General features: G+C 74.4%; 17 protein-coding genes. 9 read left to right on the forward strand and 8 right to left on the reverse strand.

What is annotated here, in order from left to right; all coding sequences use genetic code 11:
• Positions 1-228: 228 nt before the first annotated feature.
• Positions 229-840 carry an alpha-ketoglutarate-dependent dioxygenase AlkB gene (locus NCI01_RS15975; protein WP_254182499.1) on the reverse strand — a complete coding sequence of 204 codons (612 nt, stop codon included), beginning with the start codon at positions 838-840 and terminating at the stop codon, positions 229-231.
• Positions 841-959: 119 nt separating this feature from the next.
• Here NCI01_RS15975 and NCI01_RS15980 point away from each other — a divergent pair, with 119 nt between their 5' ends.
• Positions 960-1,682 (forward strand): GntR family transcriptional regulator, encoded by a 723-nt coding sequence (locus tag NCI01_RS15980; protein WP_254182500.1) that lies wholly within the window; start codon positions 960-962, stop codon positions 1,680-1,682.
• Here the strand turns inward: NCI01_RS15980 and NCI01_RS15985 are convergent.
• The gene (locus NCI01_RS15985; RefSeq protein ID WP_254182501.1) at positions 1,669-2,253 is read right to left on the reverse strand and encodes an HD domain-containing protein; all 585 of its coding nucleotides are present in this window, start codon (positions 2,251-2,253) and stop codon (positions 1,669-1,671) included. The genes NCI01_RS15980 and NCI01_RS15985 overlap by 14 nt on opposite strands.
• A complete protein-coding gene (locus tag NCI01_RS15990; RefSeq protein ID WP_254182502.1) occupies positions 2,250-3,116 on the reverse strand; it encodes an oxygenase MpaB family protein in 867 nt (288 codons plus the stop codon). The genes NCI01_RS15985 and NCI01_RS15990 overlap by 4 nt, the downstream gene beginning before the upstream one ends.
• Positions 3,117-3,204: 88 nt before the next feature.
• Between NCI01_RS15990 and NCI01_RS15995 the strand changes: the two genes are divergently transcribed.
• Positions 3,205-3,675, forward strand: a complete 471-nt coding sequence (locus tag NCI01_RS15995) for a MerR family transcriptional regulator (protein WP_254182503.1) — start codon at positions 3,205-3,207, stop codon at positions 3,673-3,675.
• Between the two features lie 34 nt (positions 3,676-3,709).
• Complete coding sequence (locus NCI01_RS16000) at positions 3,710-4,750, forward strand: NAD(P)-dependent alcohol dehydrogenase (protein WP_254182504.1); 1,041 nt, start codon at positions 3,710-3,712, stop codon at positions 4,748-4,750.
• A gap of 76 nt (positions 4,751-4,826) precedes the next feature.
• On the opposite strand, the gene NCI01_RS16005 is transcribed toward NCI01_RS16000, so the two are convergent.
• The 3 genes from NCI01_RS16005 to NCI01_RS16015 are packed head-to-tail and all read right to left on the reverse strand — an operon-like array spanning position 4,827 to position 9,130.
• The gene (locus tag NCI01_RS16005) at positions 4,827-6,476 is read right to left on the reverse strand and encodes a DNA repair helicase XPB (protein WP_254182505.1); all 1,650 of its coding nucleotides are present in this window, start codon (positions 6,474-6,476) and stop codon (positions 4,827-4,829) included.
• Positions 6,473-7,030: a CGNR zinc finger domain-containing protein gene (locus tag NCI01_RS16010; protein ID WP_254182506.1), complete on the reverse strand. Its 558-nt coding sequence runs from the start codon at positions 7,028-7,030 to the stop codon at positions 6,473-6,475. The genes NCI01_RS16005 and NCI01_RS16010 overlap by 4 nt, the downstream gene beginning before the upstream one ends.
• 33 nt (positions 7,031-7,063) lie before the next feature.
• Positions 7,064-9,130 carry a helicase-associated domain-containing protein gene (locus NCI01_RS16015; protein WP_254182507.1) on the reverse strand — a complete coding sequence of 689 codons (2,067 nt, stop codon included), beginning with the start codon at positions 9,128-9,130 and terminating at the stop codon, positions 7,064-7,066.
• A gap of 275 nt (positions 9,131-9,405) precedes the next feature.
• Between NCI01_RS16015 and NCI01_RS16020 the strand changes: the two genes are divergently transcribed.
• Genes NCI01_RS16020 through NCI01_RS16040 form a run of 5 tightly spaced genes read left to right on the forward strand, consistent with a single transcriptional unit; the run spans position 9,406 to position 15,523 of the window.
• Positions 9,406-10,221: a PP2C family protein-serine/threonine phosphatase gene (locus NCI01_RS16020; protein WP_254182508.1), complete on the forward strand. Its 816-nt coding sequence runs from the start codon at positions 9,406-9,408 to the stop codon at positions 10,219-10,221.
• The gene (locus NCI01_RS16025) at positions 10,218-11,360 is read left to right on the forward strand and encodes an FHA domain-containing protein (protein ID WP_254182509.1); all 1,143 of its coding nucleotides are present in this window, start codon (positions 10,218-10,220) and stop codon (positions 11,358-11,360) included. Before NCI01_RS16020 ends, NCI01_RS16025 begins: the two co-directional genes overlap by 4 nt.
• A gap of 23 nt (positions 11,361-11,383) precedes the next feature.
• Positions 11,384-12,565 (forward strand): RDD family protein, encoded by a 1,182-nt coding sequence (locus NCI01_RS16030; protein ID WP_254182510.1) that lies wholly within the window; start codon positions 11,384-11,386, stop codon positions 12,563-12,565.
• Positions 12,566-12,599: 34 nt separating this feature from the next.
• Positions 12,600-14,471, forward strand: a complete 1,872-nt coding sequence (locus tag NCI01_RS16035) for a helix-turn-helix domain-containing protein (RefSeq protein WP_254182511.1) — start codon at positions 12,600-12,602, stop codon at positions 14,469-14,471.
• A complete protein-coding gene (locus tag NCI01_RS16040) occupies positions 14,378-15,523 on the forward strand; it encodes an MFS transporter (protein ID WP_254182512.1) in 1,146 nt (381 codons plus the stop codon). The genes NCI01_RS16035 and NCI01_RS16040 overlap by 94 nt, the downstream gene beginning before the upstream one ends.
• Before the next feature lie 80 nt (positions 15,524-15,603).
• On the opposite strand, the gene NCI01_RS16045 is transcribed toward NCI01_RS16040, so the two are convergent.
• Entirely contained in the window at positions 15,604-17,715 is a 2,112-nt protein-coding gene (locus NCI01_RS16045) for a S8 family serine peptidase (protein WP_254182513.1), read from the reverse strand.
• 213 nt (positions 17,716-17,928) lie between these two features.
• Here NCI01_RS16045 and NCI01_RS16050 point away from each other — a divergent pair, with 213 nt between their 5' ends.
• The gene (locus NCI01_RS16050) at positions 17,929-18,324 is read left to right on the forward strand and encodes a cold-shock protein (protein ID WP_254182514.1); all 396 of its coding nucleotides are present in this window, start codon (positions 17,929-17,931) and stop codon (positions 18,322-18,324) included.
• Between the two features lie 64 nt (positions 18,325-18,388).
• On the opposite strand, the gene NCI01_RS16055 is transcribed toward NCI01_RS16050, so the two are convergent.
• Positions 18,389-19,846 (reverse strand): MFS transporter, encoded by a 1,458-nt coding sequence (locus NCI01_RS16055; RefSeq protein WP_254182515.1) that lies wholly within the window; start codon positions 19,844-19,846, stop codon positions 18,389-18,391.
• Positions 19,847-19,940 lie beyond the last annotated feature (94 nt).

Raw genomic sequence — 19,940 nt, forward strand, 5'->3', positions numbered from 1 at the left:
CACCGGCTCTGCGAGGAGCTCGCCACGACCATCAGCGACCAGTGCGAGCGCATCGAACTTGCCGACGTCGACGCCGACCAGCAATGTCCGGGCCGGCCCTGCTCGATCCATCACACGCAGGAAACCGGCCTGCCCCTCACCGCCAACGAACCGCATCCGGGCACCTCCTTGAGAAGACGACGATCAGCACCACCATCGGTGCTCTCGACTCCCACGAGGAGGTATCAGTCAGAACACGCCGAGCGGGCGGAACTGGACCGAGATCCGCGGTCCGGCGTGGGCGACCTTGGGCACGGCGTGCTCCCAGGTGCGCTGGCACGACCCGCCCATGACGACGAGGTCGCCGTGCCCCATGGTCAGGGCGATCGACGCACCCCCGCCGCGCGGGCGCAGCAGCAGCCGGCGGGGGTCGCCGACGCTCACGATGGCGACCATGGTGTCGGCCGTGCGGCCCCGGCCGATGGTGTCGCCGTGCCAGGCCACGGAGTCGTGCCCGTCGCGGTAGTAGCAGCACCCGGCGGTCACGAACGGCTCGCCCAGCTCGGGCAGGTAGTGCTCGCTGAGCGCGTCGCGGGCCTCGACCAGGGCGCGGTGGGGCAGCGGCTGGCCGCCGAGGTAGGTGTGGACCAGTCGAGGCACGTCGACCACCGCGTCGTACATCTCGCGCCGCTCGGCCCGCCAGGGGACGTGTTCGACGAGTGCGGAAAACACGGCGTCGGGGTCGGGGAGCCAGTCGCGCTGGACGTCGACCCACGCTCCGTGGGACAGCAGGCGACGCTCGGGGGACAGTGCCACGGAATCCGTGGTGTCATCGGCGAACAGGGACGTCTGGAAGTCCACGAGCCCATGATAGCGCCTTCGTCGAACACGCGTTCGAACATCAAGAAACTGTCAAGGCTTCGCCACAGGCTTGGTCAATTTGCAGACCGCCGGTATAGCCCAGTCCTAACCTGAGTGACATGGAACCCGTGGACCTCGTCGTCCCGCGCCAGCGGGCGCTGAAGCACGTCCAGGTCCGCGAGCACGTGCGGGGCCTGATCGAGGCCCAGCCCCCGGGCTCCGCGGCCCCGTCCGAGCGTGAGCTCGTGGCCCGCTTCGGGGTGGCCCGCATGACCGTCCGACAGGCGCTCGACGCGCTCGTCGCCGAGGGTCTGCTCGAGCGGATCCCCGGGCGCGGCACCTTCGTCGCCCAGCCGCCCCGGACCTCCGGCCGGCTCACCTCCTTCACCGAGGAGATCCGCCGCCGCGGGATGCTCCCGGAGTCGCAGACGCTCCTCGCCCGCGTCGAGCAGGCGGGCCCCGGTGTCGCGAGGGCGCTCGACATCTCGCCGGGCGACCCGGTGCTCCACTGGCGCCGCCTGCGCCGGGCCGACCAGGCCATCGTGTGCGTGGAGGACGCCTACCTCAACGAGGTCCTCCTGCCGGGCTTCCTGCAGCACGGCACCCCCACCAGCCTCTACGAGGCGCTCGCCGCCCGCGGCCTGCGCCCCACCGAGGTCGAGGACTCCATCAGCGCCGACCGGGCGAGTGCCGACGAGGCCGCGATGCTCGAGGTCGCCGAGGGCGACCCGGTGCTGCGCCACGCCCGCCGCGCCGTCTCCGACGGTCGCATCGTCGAGGTCTCGCGCACCTGCTACCGGCACGACCGCTTCACGGTCTACCTCCAGCTCAACGACCGCTGAGGTCAGCGAGCTCGCGCTCGACATTCGCCCGCGCGGCGTCCTCCCACAGTGAGCGCGCCTGCGGGGTGCTGAAGAGGTGCGGCCGCTCGAGGAGGTCGCGCAGCACCGCCGCACGACCGGCCCGGAAGTCGTCGTCACCGACGTGGGCGAAGTCCGCGCGCACCCCGGCCGCGTAGGCGTCGTAGCGCTCGCGTGGCGCGGCCAGGATCGCGAGGTCGGCGTCGCTGAGCGCGGCCCCGGCGGGGTCGTCGTCGGCCGGGCGGTGGTCGGCGGTCAGCCGCACGAGCCGCGCCACCTCGTCGGCGTACGTCGCCGGCAGCGCGCGCTCGGCCCACGCGGCGGAGCGCGCCTCGTCGTCCTCCGCCCCGTCGTAGACGGCGTCGTGGAACCACGCGGCCAGGGCGACGGTGGTCGGGTCGACGGGCGCACCGGCCGCCGCGAGCAGGTCGAGCCGGTCAAGGACCTCCTCGAGGTGGAGCAGGCCGTGGTAGCCGGGCCGGTCCCAGGCCGCGAGCAGGTCGTCGCGCAGCGCGTGGTGGTCGAGCAGGGGCCAACGGTCGGCGAGGCTCACGCCTGGGTCGCCTGCTGCAGCTCGCGCGCCTCGGCGTGGCCCGAGGCCATCGCCCAGCGGATCGTGCGGGTGGCCGCGGCGCCGAGCACGCGGTTGGTCACCGGCGGCACGGGCGGAAGCCGGAGCTCGCGTCGCGCGTCGGCGGGCAGCAGCCCGATGGCGGCCGAGGCCAGCGCGAGGTAGCCCGGGCGGGCGGCGATCGGCAGGTCGGGGTGCAGCAGGAGGAAGCGGATGGCCTCCTGTGCGGCCGGCGTGCCGCGCAGCTCGGAGCCGTAGGCCGCCAGCGTCGCCCTCAGGTCGTCCTCCGACCGCGGCGCCCCGACCACGCCGAGGTGCTCGGCGGCGACGGCGGTCTGGGCGACGTACTCGTCGCGCTCCGGCCCGATGAGCGGCCGGTGGCCGTAGCGGTCGTGGGCGACGAGGAAGCTGTCGATCTCCGCGGCGTGCACCCAGCCGAGCAGGTGCGGGTCGGAGGCGGCGTAGGGGGTGCCGTCGGGCATCGTCCCGGTGACGGACTCGTGGGCGCGCTGGACCGCGCGGATCATCTGCAGCGCGTCGCGCTCCGTGCCGAACGTCGTCATCGCGATGTAGGTCGACACCTGCGCGAGACGACCCCACATGTCGCCGCGGTAACCGGAGTGGTCGGCCACGCCCTGCATCGCCGCGGGGTGCAGGGACTGCAGCATGATCGCCCGGATGCCGCCGACGAACATCGAGGCGTCGCCGTGCACGCGGGCGATGGGCGAGTCGGGTGCGAACCACCGCGGGCCGGGTGTGCCGTGGACGCGTTGCCGGTTGCGGGGGCCGTCGGGGCCGGCCACCTTGCTGAACAGCTCGGCGCCGAGGCGGTCACGGAGGGTCACGCGTCGAGGCTAGCCAAGGCCCGAAGCCGTCCCGGCCTGACAGGCGCGGCTTTGACTTCGAGTACTCGAAGTTCCTAGCGTCGATGCAGTGACCAGCCACGTCCTGCCCCGCCGCTACTCCATCCGGGAGGCAGCAGCCCTCACCGGCCTGCCGGCCAGCACGTTGCGCTACTACGAGCAGATCGGGGTCATCGCCCCGGTCAGCCGCGGCGCCACCAGCGGCCACCGCGTCTACGGCGACGAGGACCTCGACCAGCTCATGTGGGTCTCGTGCCTCGCGGCCACCGGCATGTCGATCGGCGACATGCGCCGCTACATGGCCAACAACCGCCTCGGTGCCGACGCGGCCGCCGACCAGGAGCGGCTCCTGCGCGAGCAGCAGGAGCGGCTCGAGACCGAGGCGCGCGCACTGGCGCTCCGCCAGCGCTACGTGGACCTCAAGATCGCCTACTGGCAGGCGGTCCAGGACGGCGACACCGAGCGCAGCGAGCAGGTCGCCGCCCGCGCGCGGCAGCTCGCCGACGAGCTCCGCGCGGTCACGAACGACCCGGTCGCCTGACGACCACCCACCCCCCCACCGAAGGACGGATCCCATGCGCGTGAACGCGTACGCAGCCCCCTCAGCCGGCGAGCCGCTGGCTCCCACCACGATCGAGCGCCGCGAGGTCGGCGCCGACGACGTGCTCATCGCCATCGAGTACGCCGGCATCTGCCACTCCGACATCCACACCGTCAACGGTGACTGGGGCCCGCAGCCCTTCCCGGTCGTGCCGGGCCACGAGATCGTGGGCACCGTGGCCGAGGTGGGTGCCGACGTCACCCGCCACCGCGTCGGCGACCGCGTCGGTGTCGGCTGCATGGTCGGCTCGTGCGGCCAGTGCGACAACTGCCGCAACGGTGACGAGCAGTACTGCCACGAGGGCATGATCGGTACCTACGCCGCCACCGACCGCGACGGCACCACCACCCAGGGCGGCTACTCCACCCACGTCGTCGTCGACGCCGACTACGTCCTGTCCGTCCCCGAGAGCCTCGACCCGGCCGCCGCCGCGCCCCTGCTGTGCGCCGGCATCACGACGTACTCGCCCCTCAAGCACTGGCAGGCCGGTCCCGGCAAGAAGGTCGCGGTCGTCGGCCTCGGCGGCTTGGGCCACATGGCGGTCAAGATCGCCCACGCCATGGGCGCGGAGGTGACCGTCCTGTCGCAGTCGCTGAAGAAGCAGGAGGACGGCCTGCGCCTCGGCGCGGACCACTACTTCGCCACCAGCGACCCCGACACCTTCGAGGCGCTCGCCGGCTCGTTCGACCTCATCATCAACACCGTCAGCGCGAAGATCGACGTCAGCGCCTACCTCGGCCTCCTCGCCGTCAACGGCGCGATGGTGAACGTCGGCGCGCCCGCCGAGCCGCTGAGCCTCAACGTGTTCTCGCTGCTCTCCAACCGTCGCACGTTCGCCGGCTCGATGATCGGCGGCATCGCCGAGACCCAGGAGATGCTCGACTTCTGCGCCGAGCACGGCATCGTCAGCGAGGTCGAGGTGATCCGCGCCGACCAGGTCAACGAGGCCTACGAGCGCGTGCTCGCCTCCGACGTGCGCTACCGCTTCGTGATCGACGCCGGCACCCTGGCCTGATCCGGGCCACGACAGTGGAGCCCGGGGCCGCACCCACCGGCTCCGGGCTCCGCTGTCGGCACGTGGTCGACGCGGGTCAGCTCGGCTCGGCGGTCAGGTCGCCTGCGTCGACGATGCGGTAGGCGTAGCCCTGCTCGGCGAGGAACCGCTGCCGGTTCTGTGCGAAGTCGGCGTCGACGGTGTCGCGGGAGACGATCGTGTAGAAGTGCGCGCTGCGCCCCTCGGTCTTGGGCCGCAGCAGGCGCCCGAGCCGCTGAGCCTCCTCCTGCCGTGATCCGAACGACCCGCTGACCTGGATCGCGACCTCGGCCGAGGGCAGGTCGATGGAGAAGTTGGCGACCTTGCTGACCACGAGCAGCCCGATCTCCCCGGAGCGGAACGCGTTGAACAGCCGCTGCCGCTCCTTGACCGGGGTCTCGCCCTTGATGACCGGGGCGTCGAGCATCTCGGCGATCTCGTCGAGCTGGTCGATGTACTGCCCGATCACCAGGGTCGGCTGGCCGGCGTGCTGCCGCACCAGGCGTCGTACGACGTCGATCTTGGCGTGGGTGCACGAGGCGAGGCGGTAGCGGGTGTCGGGGTCGCTGGTGGCGTAGGCGAGGCGTTCGCCGTCGGGCAGGCTGACCCGCACCTCGACGCAGTCGGCGGGAGCGATGTAGCCCTGCGCCTCGATGTCCTTCCACGGAGCGTCGTAGCGCTTGGGCCCGATGAGGGAGAAGACCTCGCCCTCCCGCCCGTCCTCGCGCACGAGGGTGGCGGTGAGCCCGAGCCGGCGCCGTGCCTGCAGGTCGGCGGTCATCCGGAAGATCGGGGCCGGCAGCAGGTGGACCTCGTCGTAGACGATGAGCCCCCAGTCGCGGGCGTCGAGGAGGTCGAGGTGCGGGTAGACGCCCTTCCGTTTCGTCGTCAGCACCTGGTAGGTGGCGATGGTGACCGGACGGATCTCCTTGACGGCGCCGGAGTACTCGCCGATCTCGTCCTCGGTCAGCGACGTGCGGGCGACCAGCTCGTCCTTCCACTGGCGCGCGCTGACCGTGTTGGTCACGAGGATGAGCGTGGTCGCGCGGGCGTGCGCCATCGAGGCGGCGCCGACGATCGTCTTCCCGGCACCGCACGGCAGCACGACGACGCCCGAGCCGCCGTCCCAGAAGGAGTCGGCGGCCTCGCGCTGGTAGGGCCGCAGCGTCCAGCCGTCCTCCGCGAGGTCGATGGCGTGGGCCTCGCCGTCGACGTAGCCCGCGAAGTCCTCGGCGGGCCAGCCGAGCTTGAGCAGCGCCTGCTTGAGGTTGCCGCGCTCGCTCGGGTGGACCGCGACGGAGTCGTCGTCGATGCGCGAGCCGATCATCCCGGCCACCTTCTTGGCCCGCAGCACCTCCTCGAGGACCGGGCGGTCGGTGGACGACAGCACCAGCCCGTGCACGGGGTGCTTCTCCAGCCGCAGCCGGCCGTAGCGTCCCATCGTCTCGGCGACGTCGACGAGCAGCGCGTGGGGCACGGCGTAGCGCGACCAGGTCAGGAGTGCGTCGACGACCTGCTCGGCGTCGTGCCCCGCGGCGCGGGCGTTCCACAGCCCGAGCGGTGTCAGGCGGTAGGTGTGGATGTGCTCGGGCGAGCGCTCGAGCTCGGCGAAGGGCGCGATCGCCTTGCGGGCCTCCACGGCCGAGGGGTGGTCGACCTCGAGCAGCAGCGTCTTGTCCGACTGGACGATCAGGGGACCGTCGTTCATCGTGCCGCCGCTCGGCCGGGCTGGTCGTCGCGCACCAGCTCGGCCCGACGCCGCGCCCGGAACGCCGCGACGTTGGCGCGCGAGGAGCACCGGTCCGAGCAGTAGCGGCGCGACTGGTTGGGGGACGTGTCGACGTAGACGTGGTCGCACCGAGGCTCCGAGCAGGTCCCGAGGCGGGTGGCGCCCAGGTCGCAGACCAGGTTGGCCAGACCCATGAGTGCCTCGCCGATCAGCAGCTCGGCGACGGAGGCGGCCTTGTTGGCGACGTGCATGTGGAGGTTGTCGGGGTCGTGGTCGGAGATCATCGGCGTGACCGGGTGGTCGGCGAGCAGGTCGTTGAGCGAGCTCACGACCAGTGCCACGTCGTCGACGTCGGAGGCCTCGAACACGGGCCGCAGGTCGGTCTGGAACGCCCGGACGGACTCCACGTCAGCCGCGACGACCGACCGGTGCAGCCAGGAGCGGTCGGCGAGGTGCTCGCGCAGGGCCTCCTCGTCGTGGAGGTCGGCGTTGACGAGCGCGGCGGCGCGCTCGGCGTAGCGGATGAAGTCCATCTTTCAAGTGTACGGAGCCGGACGGAGCGTCGTTCACGCGTGGCGGACGCCGGTGATGCGGTGGACGGCGAACTCGCGGACGTCGTCGGCACGGTGGTCGTAGGCCGAGAGCCGACCGCCGTCGAGGCGGCGCGGGTCGACGACCCGCTCACCGGTCGCGCCGTGGTTGTCGACGTAGCCGATGACCACGGTGCTGCCGGCCTCGATCGCCTCGCGCAGGGCGGCCAGTGCACCGGAGGGGGTCGTCGTCGTGGCCTCCGCGCTGGCGGGCCGGGACGCCTCGGCCCGGTCGCCGGCGCGGATGGCCGTCGCCACCGCCTGGACCTGTGCCGCGCGTCGCGCCTCCACCGCTCCGGCCGGGCGCCGTCCGCGCCGGGTGCGGGCGCGCTGGAGGTCGGGCCGGCTCACCCGGACGGTGCCGTCGGCGGCCTCCACGACCGGCGCGGCGCCCAACTCCCGGAGCCGGGGCAGCAGCACGTCGAGGGGCGAGGTGGCGATCGCCACCGTCGGAGCGAGCAGGCGCAGGCCCAGGCTCCGCCCGCGCGGGTCGTGCACAAGGGCCGCCAGGGCCGCCTCGTCGTCCGCGCGCAGGAACGCCTCGGCGTGACCGACCCGCACGGAGCCGAAGGTGCGGGCGACGTCGTCGACCAGGAACTCGAGCGGCTGCGGCACCGGCGTCTGCGAGACCGAGTGGAGGAACGCGCGCACCTCGCCGCTCGACCACCCCGCGTCGAAGCCGCGGCGCAACGAGGCGGAGGTGAAGCGGTAGACGGTCGCACCGCCGCGTGACTCGACGTCGGCGAGCAAGTGGAGGCGGCGGGCCACCTCGGTCTCGAGCGGGCCCGGGGCGACGGCCGTGAGGTCGGCCTGCAGGAGGACGTGGTCGACGGGGCGGGGGAGGTGGGGGGCGATCGCCTCGGCGGCCGCGGGCAGGTCGCCCGCCGCCACGCACCGACCGCTGGGCGGCAGGCCCCCCGCACCGGTCACGCCCAGCACGGCCGCCTCCGTGAGCGCCGCGGTGACCAGGTCGGCGAACACCGTCGGCCGGCGCGGACGCAGCCACGCGATGCGCTGCACGAGGGAGGCGATGCCGGTGCCCACCGCGAGCACCTCGCCCTCGGGCACCTCGGCGAGCCCCTGCAGCGCCAGGCGGCGCGCCTCCTCGGACAACCCGCTGGAGAGCTCGGGGGCGAGTGCGTTCCAGGACTTGCCGGCCGCGTCGCGCGACCCGACCAGCGACGGCACGCGGCTGCTGGCCAGCCACCCGCCCACCAGGCGGGCCCACCGCTCGGCGAGCGGCAGGCCCGACCAGACGTCGAACTCGTCAGTGGGCAGCCAGGACGGGGTGCCGTCGGTGTCGGCCGCCTCGGCGACGAGGCCCGAGGCCAGCGCGACCTCCACGACCAGGGCGGCCCCCGGCTCGTCGACGTGCAGCTCGCGGGCCACCGCCTTGAGGTCGCGGACGGCGAGCCCGCCGCTGCGCAGGACGCTCGGCGGCTGCACGCCCCAGTGGTCGAGCAGCAGCTCCACGCGGCGTACGACGTCGAAGGCCGCCCCGGCCGCGGTCCGGGCGACCATCGTGGCCTCCCGCGGCGACGTCGCCAGCGGCGGCACCTCGTCGACCGGCTCCCGGGTCGTCCGGCCCCCGCGGAGCGCGAGCCCCACCTCGCCCGGCAGCACGACGGCGTCACCGTCGCGCGGCACCAGCAACCGCCGGCTGATCAGCTCCTCGGCCGGCGACCGGGCCTCGGCCGGCGACACGGTGCGGCGCGCCGAGCCGGTCGTGCCCTCGCCGCCGTGGTCGTCCACGTGGCGCAGCAGCGCGGTCGCGGCGGGGGTGAGCTCGGCGATCCGCGCCGCCACCTCGTCGGGGCGCGCGGGCTCGGGGCTCGACGGGCGCAGGCCGCTGACCAGGCCCGGCATGCCCCGCATCGCGTCGGCCACGCCGGTCAGCGCCCGCACGCCGCCGGGAGCCTCCCAGGCCAGCGCGAGGTCGAGCAGTCGCTGCAGCGCCGCCGCCGTGCGCTCCTCGTCGGCGTGCACGATCGAGATCAGCTCGGCAGAAGTGGTTTGACCAGCGACCAGGAGGGCATCAAGCACGGAAAGCTCCAGGCGGTCCAGGCCGTCGAGGGCGCGATGGATCGACGACCGTGTGGCAGCCCGCGAGGCCAGCTGCGAGGAATCCTGAGGGGCGGGTGTGGCGAGATCTGGACGGGCCCTGAGCAGCGCCACGAGCCGTTCGTCCGGCCAGCTGCGCAGCTGTTCGGCGAGGGTGCGTGCGGGTGTCGTCCGCCCTGAACTGGACATCCCTCTTACGCTACTCGGCGGGTCGGCACCGCGGCCCCACATCTCGACACGGGGCGAAGAGGGCCGACATGCTGGACGTTGATCTGCACCACGGGGCGTCGACCGACGTCGGACTGGTGCGGAAGGTCAACGAGGACTCCTACCTCGTCGCCCCTCCCGTCTTCGTCGTCGCCGACGGCATGGGCGGCCACTCCGGCGGCGACGTCGCGAGCCAGATGGTCGTCGAGGAGTTCCAGCGCCTCGCCGAGTCCTACGACCCGCAGCGCGGGGCCGAGCTCGTCGCCGACGCCTTCACCCGGGCGCAGGCGCGCATCGTCGACTACGGCGACGCCCACCGCGCGCTGCAGCCGGGCTGGCACGCCGGCACCACCGCGGTCGTGGCGGTGCTCGTCGTCGACGACGGCGTCACCAAGTGGCTCCTGGCCAACCTCGGCGACTCCCGCATCTACCGGATCGTCGAGCGACGCCTCGAGCAGGTGAGCGTGGACCACTCGGTCGTCCAGGAGCTGATCGACTCCGGGCACATCACGTCCGAGGAGGCCGCAGTCCACCCCGAGCGGCACGTCATCACGCGGGCGCTCGGCAGCCCCGAGGGCATCCAGCCCGACTTCTTCCTCCTGCCCCTCGGCTCGGTCGAGCGCCTCCTGCTCTGCAGCGACGGCGTGACCGGGATGATCGAGGACGAGGAGATCGAGGAGATCCTCGAGTCCGTCGCCGACCCGCGCGACGCCGCCGACGCGCTGGTGCGCGCGGCGGTGGCGGCCGGGGGTCGTGACAACGCCACGGCGGTCGTCGTCGATGTGGTGGGATTGGTGAAGGACGCGACCTACGACTCCCGGCGCCAGCTCGAGAGTCTCGAATCCAAGCTGGGGGGACGACTGTGAGCACTGAGGCCAGGTTCGCGCCGGGGGACTGGTATGCCGTGGTCGGGGACCGGGTGACGGTCCTGCTGCCCGGCAGCCAGCGCGGCCGGGTGGCCACGCTGTGGGACCTCGCCGACTCCGGTGCCGGGGCCGACGTCCTGCTCGACGCCCTGCTCGCGGGCGGCCTGTCCACCCTCGACCACTTCGCCCTCGTCGCCCACGACGACGACGCGACCCGCCTCATCGTGCGCGGGGCCCCGACGGCGACCGTCTCCTCCACGGGCGGCGACGAGATCCTCACCGCCGCGCCCGGCACCACCTGGGCCGAGCAGGTCCTGGCCGGCGTCTCCAGCGTGCGGGTGACGCTGACCGGCGACGGCTCCGCCGACCACCGCCTGACCCCCGGGCTGGCCCGGGTCTCGGCCGTCGAGTTCGGTACGCCGTCCGCGCCCGCCGCCGGCGGGTCCGCGCCCGACGAGCCCGCCGCCGAGGCGGCTGACGTGGCCGAGGCGCCCGTGGGCGACGAGCCCGTGCAGGACGCGGTCGTGGAGGACCCGGCCGTGGAGGACGAGCCCGTGGCCGAGGCGCCCGCCGTCGAGTCCGCGCCGGACGAGCCCGCCCCTGCCACCCCCGCCGCGCCGCTGCAGTTCGGGTCGCCCGAGGACGACCCGACCCCGACCGGCGAGACCCCCGCCGTGCAGGACGACTGGTCCGACCGCGACGGCCAGACGCAGGTCGGCACCCCCCACCCCGAGTTCGAGCGCCCGCCCATCCCCGGCCAGGAGATCGGCCCCGACGTGGTGGCCCAGCCGGTCGCGTCCCTCGTCTTCTCCACCGGTGACGTCGTGTCCGTCGACCGCACGGTGCTCGTGGGTCGCGCGCCCGAGGCGCGACGCTTCGCCTCCCACGACCAGCCGCACGTGGTGACCGTGCCCAGCCCGCACCAGGAGATCTCCTCCACCCACCTCGAGATCCGCCCCGGCGCCGGCGCCGACCACGGCTCCGCCGTCGCGACCGACCTCGGCTCCACCAACGGCACCGTCCTGGCCCAGCCCGGCCTCGACGCCGAGGAGCTCAAGCCCGGCATCGCCGTCAGCCTGATCCCCGGCGCCGTCCTCGACCTCGGCGACGGTGTCACCATCCAGGTCACCAACCCCTGAGCAGCACCCACCGAGACCCCCCCGTGACCCAGCACCCCCCTCCCGCCCAGCAGGCCATGACCCACCCCGTGACCTACCCCGTCGCCCAGCTCGAACGACGCTTCGCCGCCTTCGCCGTCGACCGGCTCCTCGCCTGGACCCTCATCGCCGGCGTCGGCGTCGTGACGGCCGTCTACGTGTCCGACGACCCGTGGACCGTGGTCGGCGTGACCGCCGGCGCGACGGCGCTGCTCTGGCTCGTGCTCGCCGTCGTGGTCGGCCTCACCGGCAGCTCGCCCGGGAAGGCGGCCGCGGGCCTGCGCGTGGTGCACCACGGCACGGGCACCCCGATCGGCGTCGGCCCGGCCCTGCTCCGCTCGCTGGTGCTCGGCGTCGCCGGGCTGCCCACCTTCGGCATCGGCCTGGCCACCCTGGCCTGGACGGCGGTCGAGGACCGCGGCCGGCAGCGTCGCGGCTGGCACGACCACGTGACCGACACGGTCGTGGTCGACGTACGCCCCGTCGTCGAGGCCGCCGACGGCGAGGTCGACGAGGGTCCGCGCCACATCGTGAACCTGACGGCGATGCGGCTGGTGCCCGCCCCGCCGGTCGAGCCGGTGAGGACGCCCGAGCGCTCCGAGCACTCGGTGCGCCGCCAGCCGCTCCCCGCCGACCTCGCGCGGCCCGCTTCGGTCCCCACCGCGGCCCCGGCCCCGACCCCGGCTCCGGTCGCCGCTCCGGCGACGGCGCGGCAGCCCGCTCCCACGCAGCAGCCGCAGCCGGTCCAGCACCAGCCGGTCCAGCCCCCGAGGCAGCAGCCCCCGCGCGTGCCCGACCAGCAGTGGACCCCGCCGCCGGCCCGGCAGGCGCCGCCCGGGACCCCGATGACCCCGCCGCGCTGGCGGGTGCACTTCGACAACGGCGAGAGCTTCGTGATCGCCGGTCTCGCGCTGGTCGGGCGACGTCCTGAGCCGCGCGCGGGCGAGCAGGTGGCCCACCTGATCCCCCTGGCCTCGTCCGACATGTCGGTCTCCAAGACGCACGCCCAGTTCGGCCCGGCGCCCGACGGGACGATCGTGGTGATGGACCGCGGCTCGACCAACGGCACCCTGCTCGTGCGCCAGGGCGTCTCCCGCCAGCTCGCGCCGGGCAAGCCGGCGGCGCTGGTCCACGGCGACAAGGTCGTCTACGGCGACCGCGAGATGGTCCTCTCCCGGGAGGGCTGAGGCCCCGCGTCCCCGACGGGGCAGGATGGGCGACGTGCCGACCTTCCTGGACCTGCTCTACGACGAGGCGCCGCTGGCCGCCTTCGACGAGCACCTCGCCGAGCGGGAGGCGGCTGCCGGCGAGGCCGAGGCGGCCCTGCTGCGCTCGGAGTACGACGTCGCCCTCCGGCTGCGCGACCTGATGAGCCGGATGCGCTCGCGCGAGGCCGAGCTGTCGGCGCTCTACGAGACGGCCTCCGACCTCACCGCGATCCGCGACGTCGACACGATCCTCGCGGCGATCGTGCGCCGCGCGCGCCAGCTGCTGCACTGCGACATGACCTACCTCTCCCTCAACGACGAGCGTGACGGCGCGTCCTACATGAAGGTCACCGACGGCGCGCTGACCCGCGAGTTCGAGTCCCTGCGGCTGCCGCTGGGCACCGGCCTGCTCGGCCTGGTCGCCCAGACGGGCGCGGCCTACTTCACCGAGGACTACGCCGCCGACGAGCGGTTCGTCCACCAGGGCTACATCGACGAGGCCGTGGCCGGCGAGCAGATCCGCGCCATCCTCGGGGTGCCGCTGGTGCTCGACGGCGTGGTGATCGGGGCCCTCCTCGCGGTGCACAGGTCCGTGCGCCGGTTCCCGCAGTCGGAGGTCAGCCTGCTCACCTCGTTCGCGGCGCACGCGGTGGTGGCGCTCGAGAACGCCCGCCTCTTCGCCGAGCTCGACGAGGCCAACCGCTCCCTCACCCGGCACACCGAGGCGGTCGACGCCGCCGCGCTCGCCCACGACCGGCTCACCGACCTGCTCATCGGGGGAGGAGGCGTCGCCGAGGTGGCGCACGTGCTCTCCGGCGTGCTCGGTGGCGCGGTGTCGGTGTGGACGCCCGCAGGCGAGCTGCTGGCGGGCGAGGACGCCGGCCCCGACCGGCCGGACGCGGCGCCGGAGGCGGTCGCCGAGGCCGTGGCCTCGGGCCGCTCGGTCGAGACGGCGTCGGGCCTGGTCGCCGCAGCCCTCGCCCGCACCGAGCACGTCGCCACCCTGGTCGTGCGCCGGGACAAGCCGCTCGACCTCGCCGGTCGTCGTACGCTCGAGCGCGGCGCGCTGGTCACCGCGCTCGTGCTGCTCTTCGCCCGGTCGGTCACCGATGCCGAGGAGCGCCTCGGTGGCCAGCTGCTCGCCGACCTGCTCGAGCCCGACCCCGCGTCGCGCGAGCGGCTGCGCGACCGCCTGCGCCGGCACAGCGCCAGCCTCGACGGTCCGGTGGTCGTGGCCGCCGCGTCGGTCGACGGGGCCGACCGGCACCGCGCGAGCCGCGCCGCGGTGGCGCTCGCGCGACGCAGCTCCGGGCTCGCGGGCGAGCACCGCGGCGCCGTCGTCGTCGTGGTGCCGGGCGACGACCCGCACCAGGTCGGTGAGGACCTGCGCACGGCCCTCGCCGAGCTGGGGGGAGTGGCGACCGTCGGGGTCGCCGGCACGAGCGACGCGCTCCACGGCGACCGGCTGGTGACCGCCCACCACGAGGCGCGACGCTGCCTCGACACGCTGGTACGCCTGGGCCGCCGCGGCGCGGTGAGCGACCCCGCCGGCCTCGGCGTCGCGCGCCTGCTGCTCGGCGACAACGACCGCGAGCACGTCACCGCGTTCATCGAGGCGACGATCGGTCCGGTGCGGGCGTGGGACGAGCGCCGGGGGACCGGCCTGGTGGACACCCTCGAGGCCTGGTTCGCCAGCGGCGCCCACCTCAAGGACACCGCGGCCGACCTGCACGTCCACCCCAACACGGTGACGCAGCGCCTCGAGCGCATCGGCGAGCTCCTCGGCGCCGGGTGGCGCTCGCCCGCCCGCTCGGCGGCGTCGTGTTCGGGCACTTCGGCGACAAGGTCGGGCGCAAGAAGATGCTGGTCGCGTCGCTCTTCCTGATGGGGATCGCGACCTTCGCCATCGGCCTGCTACCGACCTACGCCTCCATCGGCGTCGCCGCGCCCCTGCTGCTGCTGACCTGCCGGCTGCTGCAGGGCTTCGCGATCGGTGGCGAGTGGGGCGGCGCGGTCCTCATGGCGGCCGAGCACGGCGACGACTCGCAGCGCGGGTTCTGGTCGTCGTGGCCGCAGGCGGGCGTGGCGCTGGGCAACCTCCTCGCCACCGGTGTCCTGTGGGTGCTCGCGGCCGTCCAGTCCGACGCCGCCTTCGAGTCCTGGGGCTGGCGCATCCCGTTCCTGCTGAGCGCCGTGCTCGTCGGCGTCGGCCTCTGGGTGCGCCTCTCCATCGAGGAGTCCCCGGTCTTCGCCGAGGCCAAGGCCGAGATGGCGACCAAGGAGACCCCGCACCTGCCGCTGGTCGAGGTGTTCCGGAAGTACCCCAAGGAGGTCCTCGTCGCCATGGGCATGCGCATGGCCGAGAACATCTCCTACTACCTGTTCACGATCATCTCGATCTCGTTCCTCACCATCTACGCCGGCACCGCCGACGACAAGTCGCTGATCCTGAAGGCGCTGCTCATCGGCTCCGTGGTCCACTTCGTGACCATCCCGCTGGTCGGGGCGCTCAGCGACCGGGTCGGCCGTCGCCCGCTCTACCTCGTCGGCGCCGTGGGCGTCGCGGCCTGGTCGTGGGTCTTCTTCGACCTGATCGCCTCCCGCTCCGAGGGCAAGATCATCCTCGCGATCGTCGTCGGCCTCATGCTCCACGCGCTGATGTACTCGCCGCAGGCGGCCTTCTTCTCCGAGCTGTTCGGCACCTCGGTGCGCTACACCGGCGCGTCCGTCGGCTACCAGCTCGCGTCGATCTTCGCCGGCGCCCTCGCCCCGATCATCGCCATCGAGCTGCTCGGCGACGCCAGCGCCGGGGTCAGCAACGTGCCCAAGGTGGCGATCTACATGACCATCGCGTCGGTCATCACGATCGTCGCCGTGCTGGTCGCCCAGGAGACCAGGGCCAGCTCGCTGCGCCACGACCGGGTGCTCCAGGACTGAGCCCCTCACGCCCCGCGCGGGCCGTCGTCCCTCCGGGGCGGCGGCCCGTCGGCGTACGGCGTCGGGGCGGAGGAGCCGGGTCAGCGGGTCAGCGCGACCGGCAGCCGGGTGACGCCCCCGCGGGCACCGCGCCAGACCAGCATGCCGTCGTCGAGACGGCCGGGGGCAGTGGGACCGGAGACCGTGACGGTGAAGTCGGCGGACTCGCCGGGCGCGAGACGCACGGCCAGGGGCTGCACGCGGACGCGGTGCGAGGTGAAGCCGCGGGCGGTGACGGAGAAGTACTCCGGGCGGGAGCCGACGTTGGTCACGGTGCGCACGGCCCGCCGTTGCCGCGCCGGCATCAGGAGGGAGCTCGTGTTGAGCCGCGCGAGGCGGTGGCGACGCATCGCGCGGCGCCACTGCTCGGGGGCGACCTCGAGGGCGAGGTGCGCGGTCGGTGCGCGGCCGGGGAGGGCCCCGGCGCCCTGGTCCAGGACGGAGGAGCCCGGGATCGGGCGGGCCGACGTCGTCAGGAGCGACCGGACCACCGAGGCCGACCGGTCGGGGTGCTCGCCGAGGACGAGCGCCGCGAGCCCGCTGGCGTGGGCGGTGGCGGCCGAGCTGCCGCTGAAGACGCCCCAGCTGCGCCCGGTGGAGTCCGGCAGGGCGCCCAGCACGGCGTCGCCGTCGGCCGTGGCGTCGGGCTTGACCAGCGTCCCGCGCGGGTCGCCGGAGGCGCTCCACCGAGCGGTGCGCCGGGTGCCGGGGTCGCCGTCGACCCGCGACAGCGTCACCCGGGCTCCGGGGTGGCGGGACACCCAGCGGCTGAACGGTCGACCAGCCGACGCCGGGAGGTGGACGGTGGGGACGGAGTGGAGGTCGGCGGTCACCGAGCCGGGCCGCCGGTTGACCAGGACCATCGCGCGACCGCCCGCCTGCGCGACGGATTCGGACTTGTCGATGCGCCCGATGGCCCCGCGCTGGCAGACGACCACCCGGTCGGCAACCAGCCGCGAGTCGAGCGCCCCGAGCCGGCACTGCGCGGCCGCGCGTCGCGACGCCCCGGGAGCCGCGGCGTCCTGGGCCAGCACGGCGCGCCCGCGGAGGGTCGACGGGCGTCCGCCACCGGACCACGACCGACCACCGGGGAGGGTCACCGTGGCCCGCGGCATCCGACCCACGGCGGCGCCGACGGTCGTGACCCACGGGGCCGCGTGGGCGGCGTACGACGACCGGCCCGCGTTGCCGGACGCGCCGATGACGACCACGTCGGCCTCGGCCGCGCCGAGGAGCGCCATCTGGAGGGTGTCGATGCGCACGCCACCGGCGAGGGCGAGGGTGAGGACGTCGACCCCGTCGGCGACCGCGGCGTCGACCGCCGACACGACGTCGGCGGTCGAGCAGCCGTCGTCGGCGGGGTCGGGTGCTCCCCAGCAGGCCTTGTAGGCGGCGATCCGCGCCTGGGGCGCGACCCCGCCGAAGAAGCCGGCGTCGCGGTCGTCGACCCGCACGCTGACACCGGCGTTGCCGGCCGCGACGGAGGAGACCTGCGTGCCGTGGCCGAGGTCGTCGCGGGGCGACAGCGACTCCGACGACCGCACCCGGTCGGCGCCGAAGCCGTCGACGTACCAGCGGGCACCGACGATCTTGCGCGTGCAGTCGTCAGGGGTCCAGCCGTCACCCTCCACGCACGCACCGGCGAAGGCCTCCGGGTCGGCGCCCAGACCCGGCACCACGGCGAACGCGGGCGACTCCGGCGCGATGCCGGAGTCGACGACGCCGATCACTACGCCCGCCCCGCCCCGCAGGCGGGGGCTCGTGGCGGCGCCGCGGACGGCTGCCAGGGACGTGCGTCCGGCCAGCGGGCGGATCGAGTCGGGCTCGACCGACGCGACCCCCGGCTGGTCGTCGAGGGCGGCGAGCTGCTCGGCGGTGAGCCGGGTGGCGAAGCCGTTGAGCGCGGTGGTCCAGCGGTAGACGGGCTCGCCCGCGCCGATGGCGGTGAGGACGGCGTCCTGCTCGGCCAGCAGCTCGGACGCCTCCGCGCGCCCGGCGGAGGTGCCGGCGCCGGTCAGCGTGACGAGGGCGAGCTCACCGGGAGCCGGGGTCAGGGGCACGTCGTCGGCGGTCGCGACGGCGGGCACCGACAGGCCGAGGGCGAGCGCGAGCGCGCCGTAGCCGAGCAACCGCCTCGTCCGTCCTGTCCGCACGTGTCTCTCCCGCCTGGTCGTCCGTCTCGTCCACCGCCCCCGCGGCGGAGCCCCCGAGCCTCCCATGGTCCCAGCACCGGCGCCACCAGATCAAAGCCCCCCGGTCGACAACCCGTTGGTCGGGGGTCGGTGCGGCCCCCTATCCTGTGCCCGCCGCGTGGTTCCGCGCGGCACCGAGTGCAGCGCCGAGCGCAGAGCTGAGTGGGGTGGACCGTGCCGAGTGGCAAGGTGAAGTGGTACGACGCGGAGAAGGGCTTCGGCTTCCTGTCGCAGGACGACGGTCCGGACGTCTACGTCCACGCCGACGCGCTGCCCGAGGGCACGACCACGCTCAAGGCCGGCACCAAGGTGGAGTTCGGCATCGCCCAGGGCCGCCGCGGCGACCAGGCGCTGCAGGTCCGCGTGCTCGACGCGCCCGCGTCCGTCGCGCGCAACCAGCGCAACGCCCAGCGCAAGCAGCCCGAGGCGATGGTGACCATCGTCGAGGACCTCATCAAGATGCTCGAGGGGGTCGAGGAGACCTACCGCCGCGGCCGGCACCCCGAGCGGGCGGCCGCACGCGGCACGGCGAAGGTGCTGCGCGCCCTCGCCGACGAGCTCGACGCCTGAGCCGCTCGCGCCGGTCCCACGCCGGTCCCCGCCGGTCCCACGACGTCCCAGGCGCCTGCGTCGCTCAGGTGCGCGCCGGAGCCGCCGCCCGGTCAGGCCGGCTCAGCAGCACGAACGCCGCCCACACGCCCAGCACGCCGGCGGCGATGCCGAGGCCGAGCTGCGGCATGAGCGGCATCGCGATGCCGACGAACCCGCCGATCACCCACGCCAGCTGCAGCGTCGTGTCGGAGCGGGCGAAGGCGCTGGCCTGGATCCGGCTGGGGATGTCGCGCTGGATCGTCGAGTCGAGCGAGAGCTTGGCCAGCGCCTGCGCGAGGCCCGCTGTCAGGCCGAGCAGCACCAGGGTGACGAGCCCGTAGAACACCGCGGCCAGGGTCGCGACCACGGCGTCGGCGAGCAGCGCGAGCGCCACCGTCACGGCCGGGTTGATGCGGCGCAGCAGTGACCCGATCGTGATGCCGAGGGTGTTGCCGAGTCCCGCCGCGCCGATCACCAGGCCGAGCAGCACCTCGGGGCGCCACTCGCCGATGGGGTTGTCGCGCAGCAGGAACGCCATGAACATGGTGAGGAACCCCGAGAGCCACCGCGGGCCGCAGTTGGCCCGCAGCGCGAACGCCACGGCCCCGGGGATGCGGGTGCGCGGGCGACGGCCGGTGCGGCCGGCCTCGGTGGACCCGGTCAGCACCATCTCGCCCTCGCCGTGGCTGGCGTCGACCTTGTCCGGCAGCCGGATCGCCCAGATGGTGGCGAGCACGAAGACGACGAAGCCGTAGCGCAGCGACCACTCCGGCCCGAAGGTGGAGGCGAGGATCGCCAGCGGGGCGGAGACCCCGGCGCCCACGACGCCGGCGAGCGAGACCCGGGCGTTGGCCTTGACCAGCGTCAGGTCGGGCGGCAGCAGCCGCGGCACGGCGGCGGCGCGCGTGACGCCGTAGGCCTTCGAGGCGACGAGGCAGCCCAGCGCCGCCGGGAACAGCCAGCCCGACTCGGTGACGACCGCCGTCGCGAGCACCCAGCACAGGAAGCACCGGATCGCCATGGTCGCCCCCACGGCCCACCGGCGACCGTGGCTGAAGCGGTCGAGGAACGGTCCGATGAGCGGCGCCACGATCGCGAAGGGCAGCATCGTCAGGCCCAGGAACAGGGCCACCTGGCCACGGGCCTCGCCGGTCGGGACCTGGAAGAAGAGGGTGCCGGCCAGCGAGATCGCCACCGCGGCGTCGCCGGCGGCGTTGAAGGCGTGCAGCTCGATGAGGCGGGAGAGGCCGGAGTCGCCGGCCCCTTCGGCGCGGGCCGCCCGGCGCGCCTGCGACACCGTGAACTGGCCGGCGGTGCCGACGCCTCGGCCGGCGACGCGCGCGCCCCGGCCGGCGGCCCGGGCCCCCCGTGCGGCCCCGGCGAGCGAGCGCCGTACGACGCCCGCGCGGGGCGCAGCGGCATCCGTGCGGGGTGCGTCGGTGGCCGTCTCGGACTGCCCCGACTGCTGCCCCACGGCGGGATCGTGGCGGTCGGAGGTCACGAGCACCATCTTGACCTACCGCCTCCACCTGGGCGCCCGACACCCGCAGGCCAGACCGCGTCGGCGGTCCCCGACGGGACACGGCCACCGACCA

The organism is Nocardioides pinisoli, from assembly GCF_024199985.1.
Lineage (GTDB): Bacteria > Actinomycetota > Actinomycetes > Propionibacteriales > Nocardioidaceae > Nocardioides > Nocardioides pinisoli.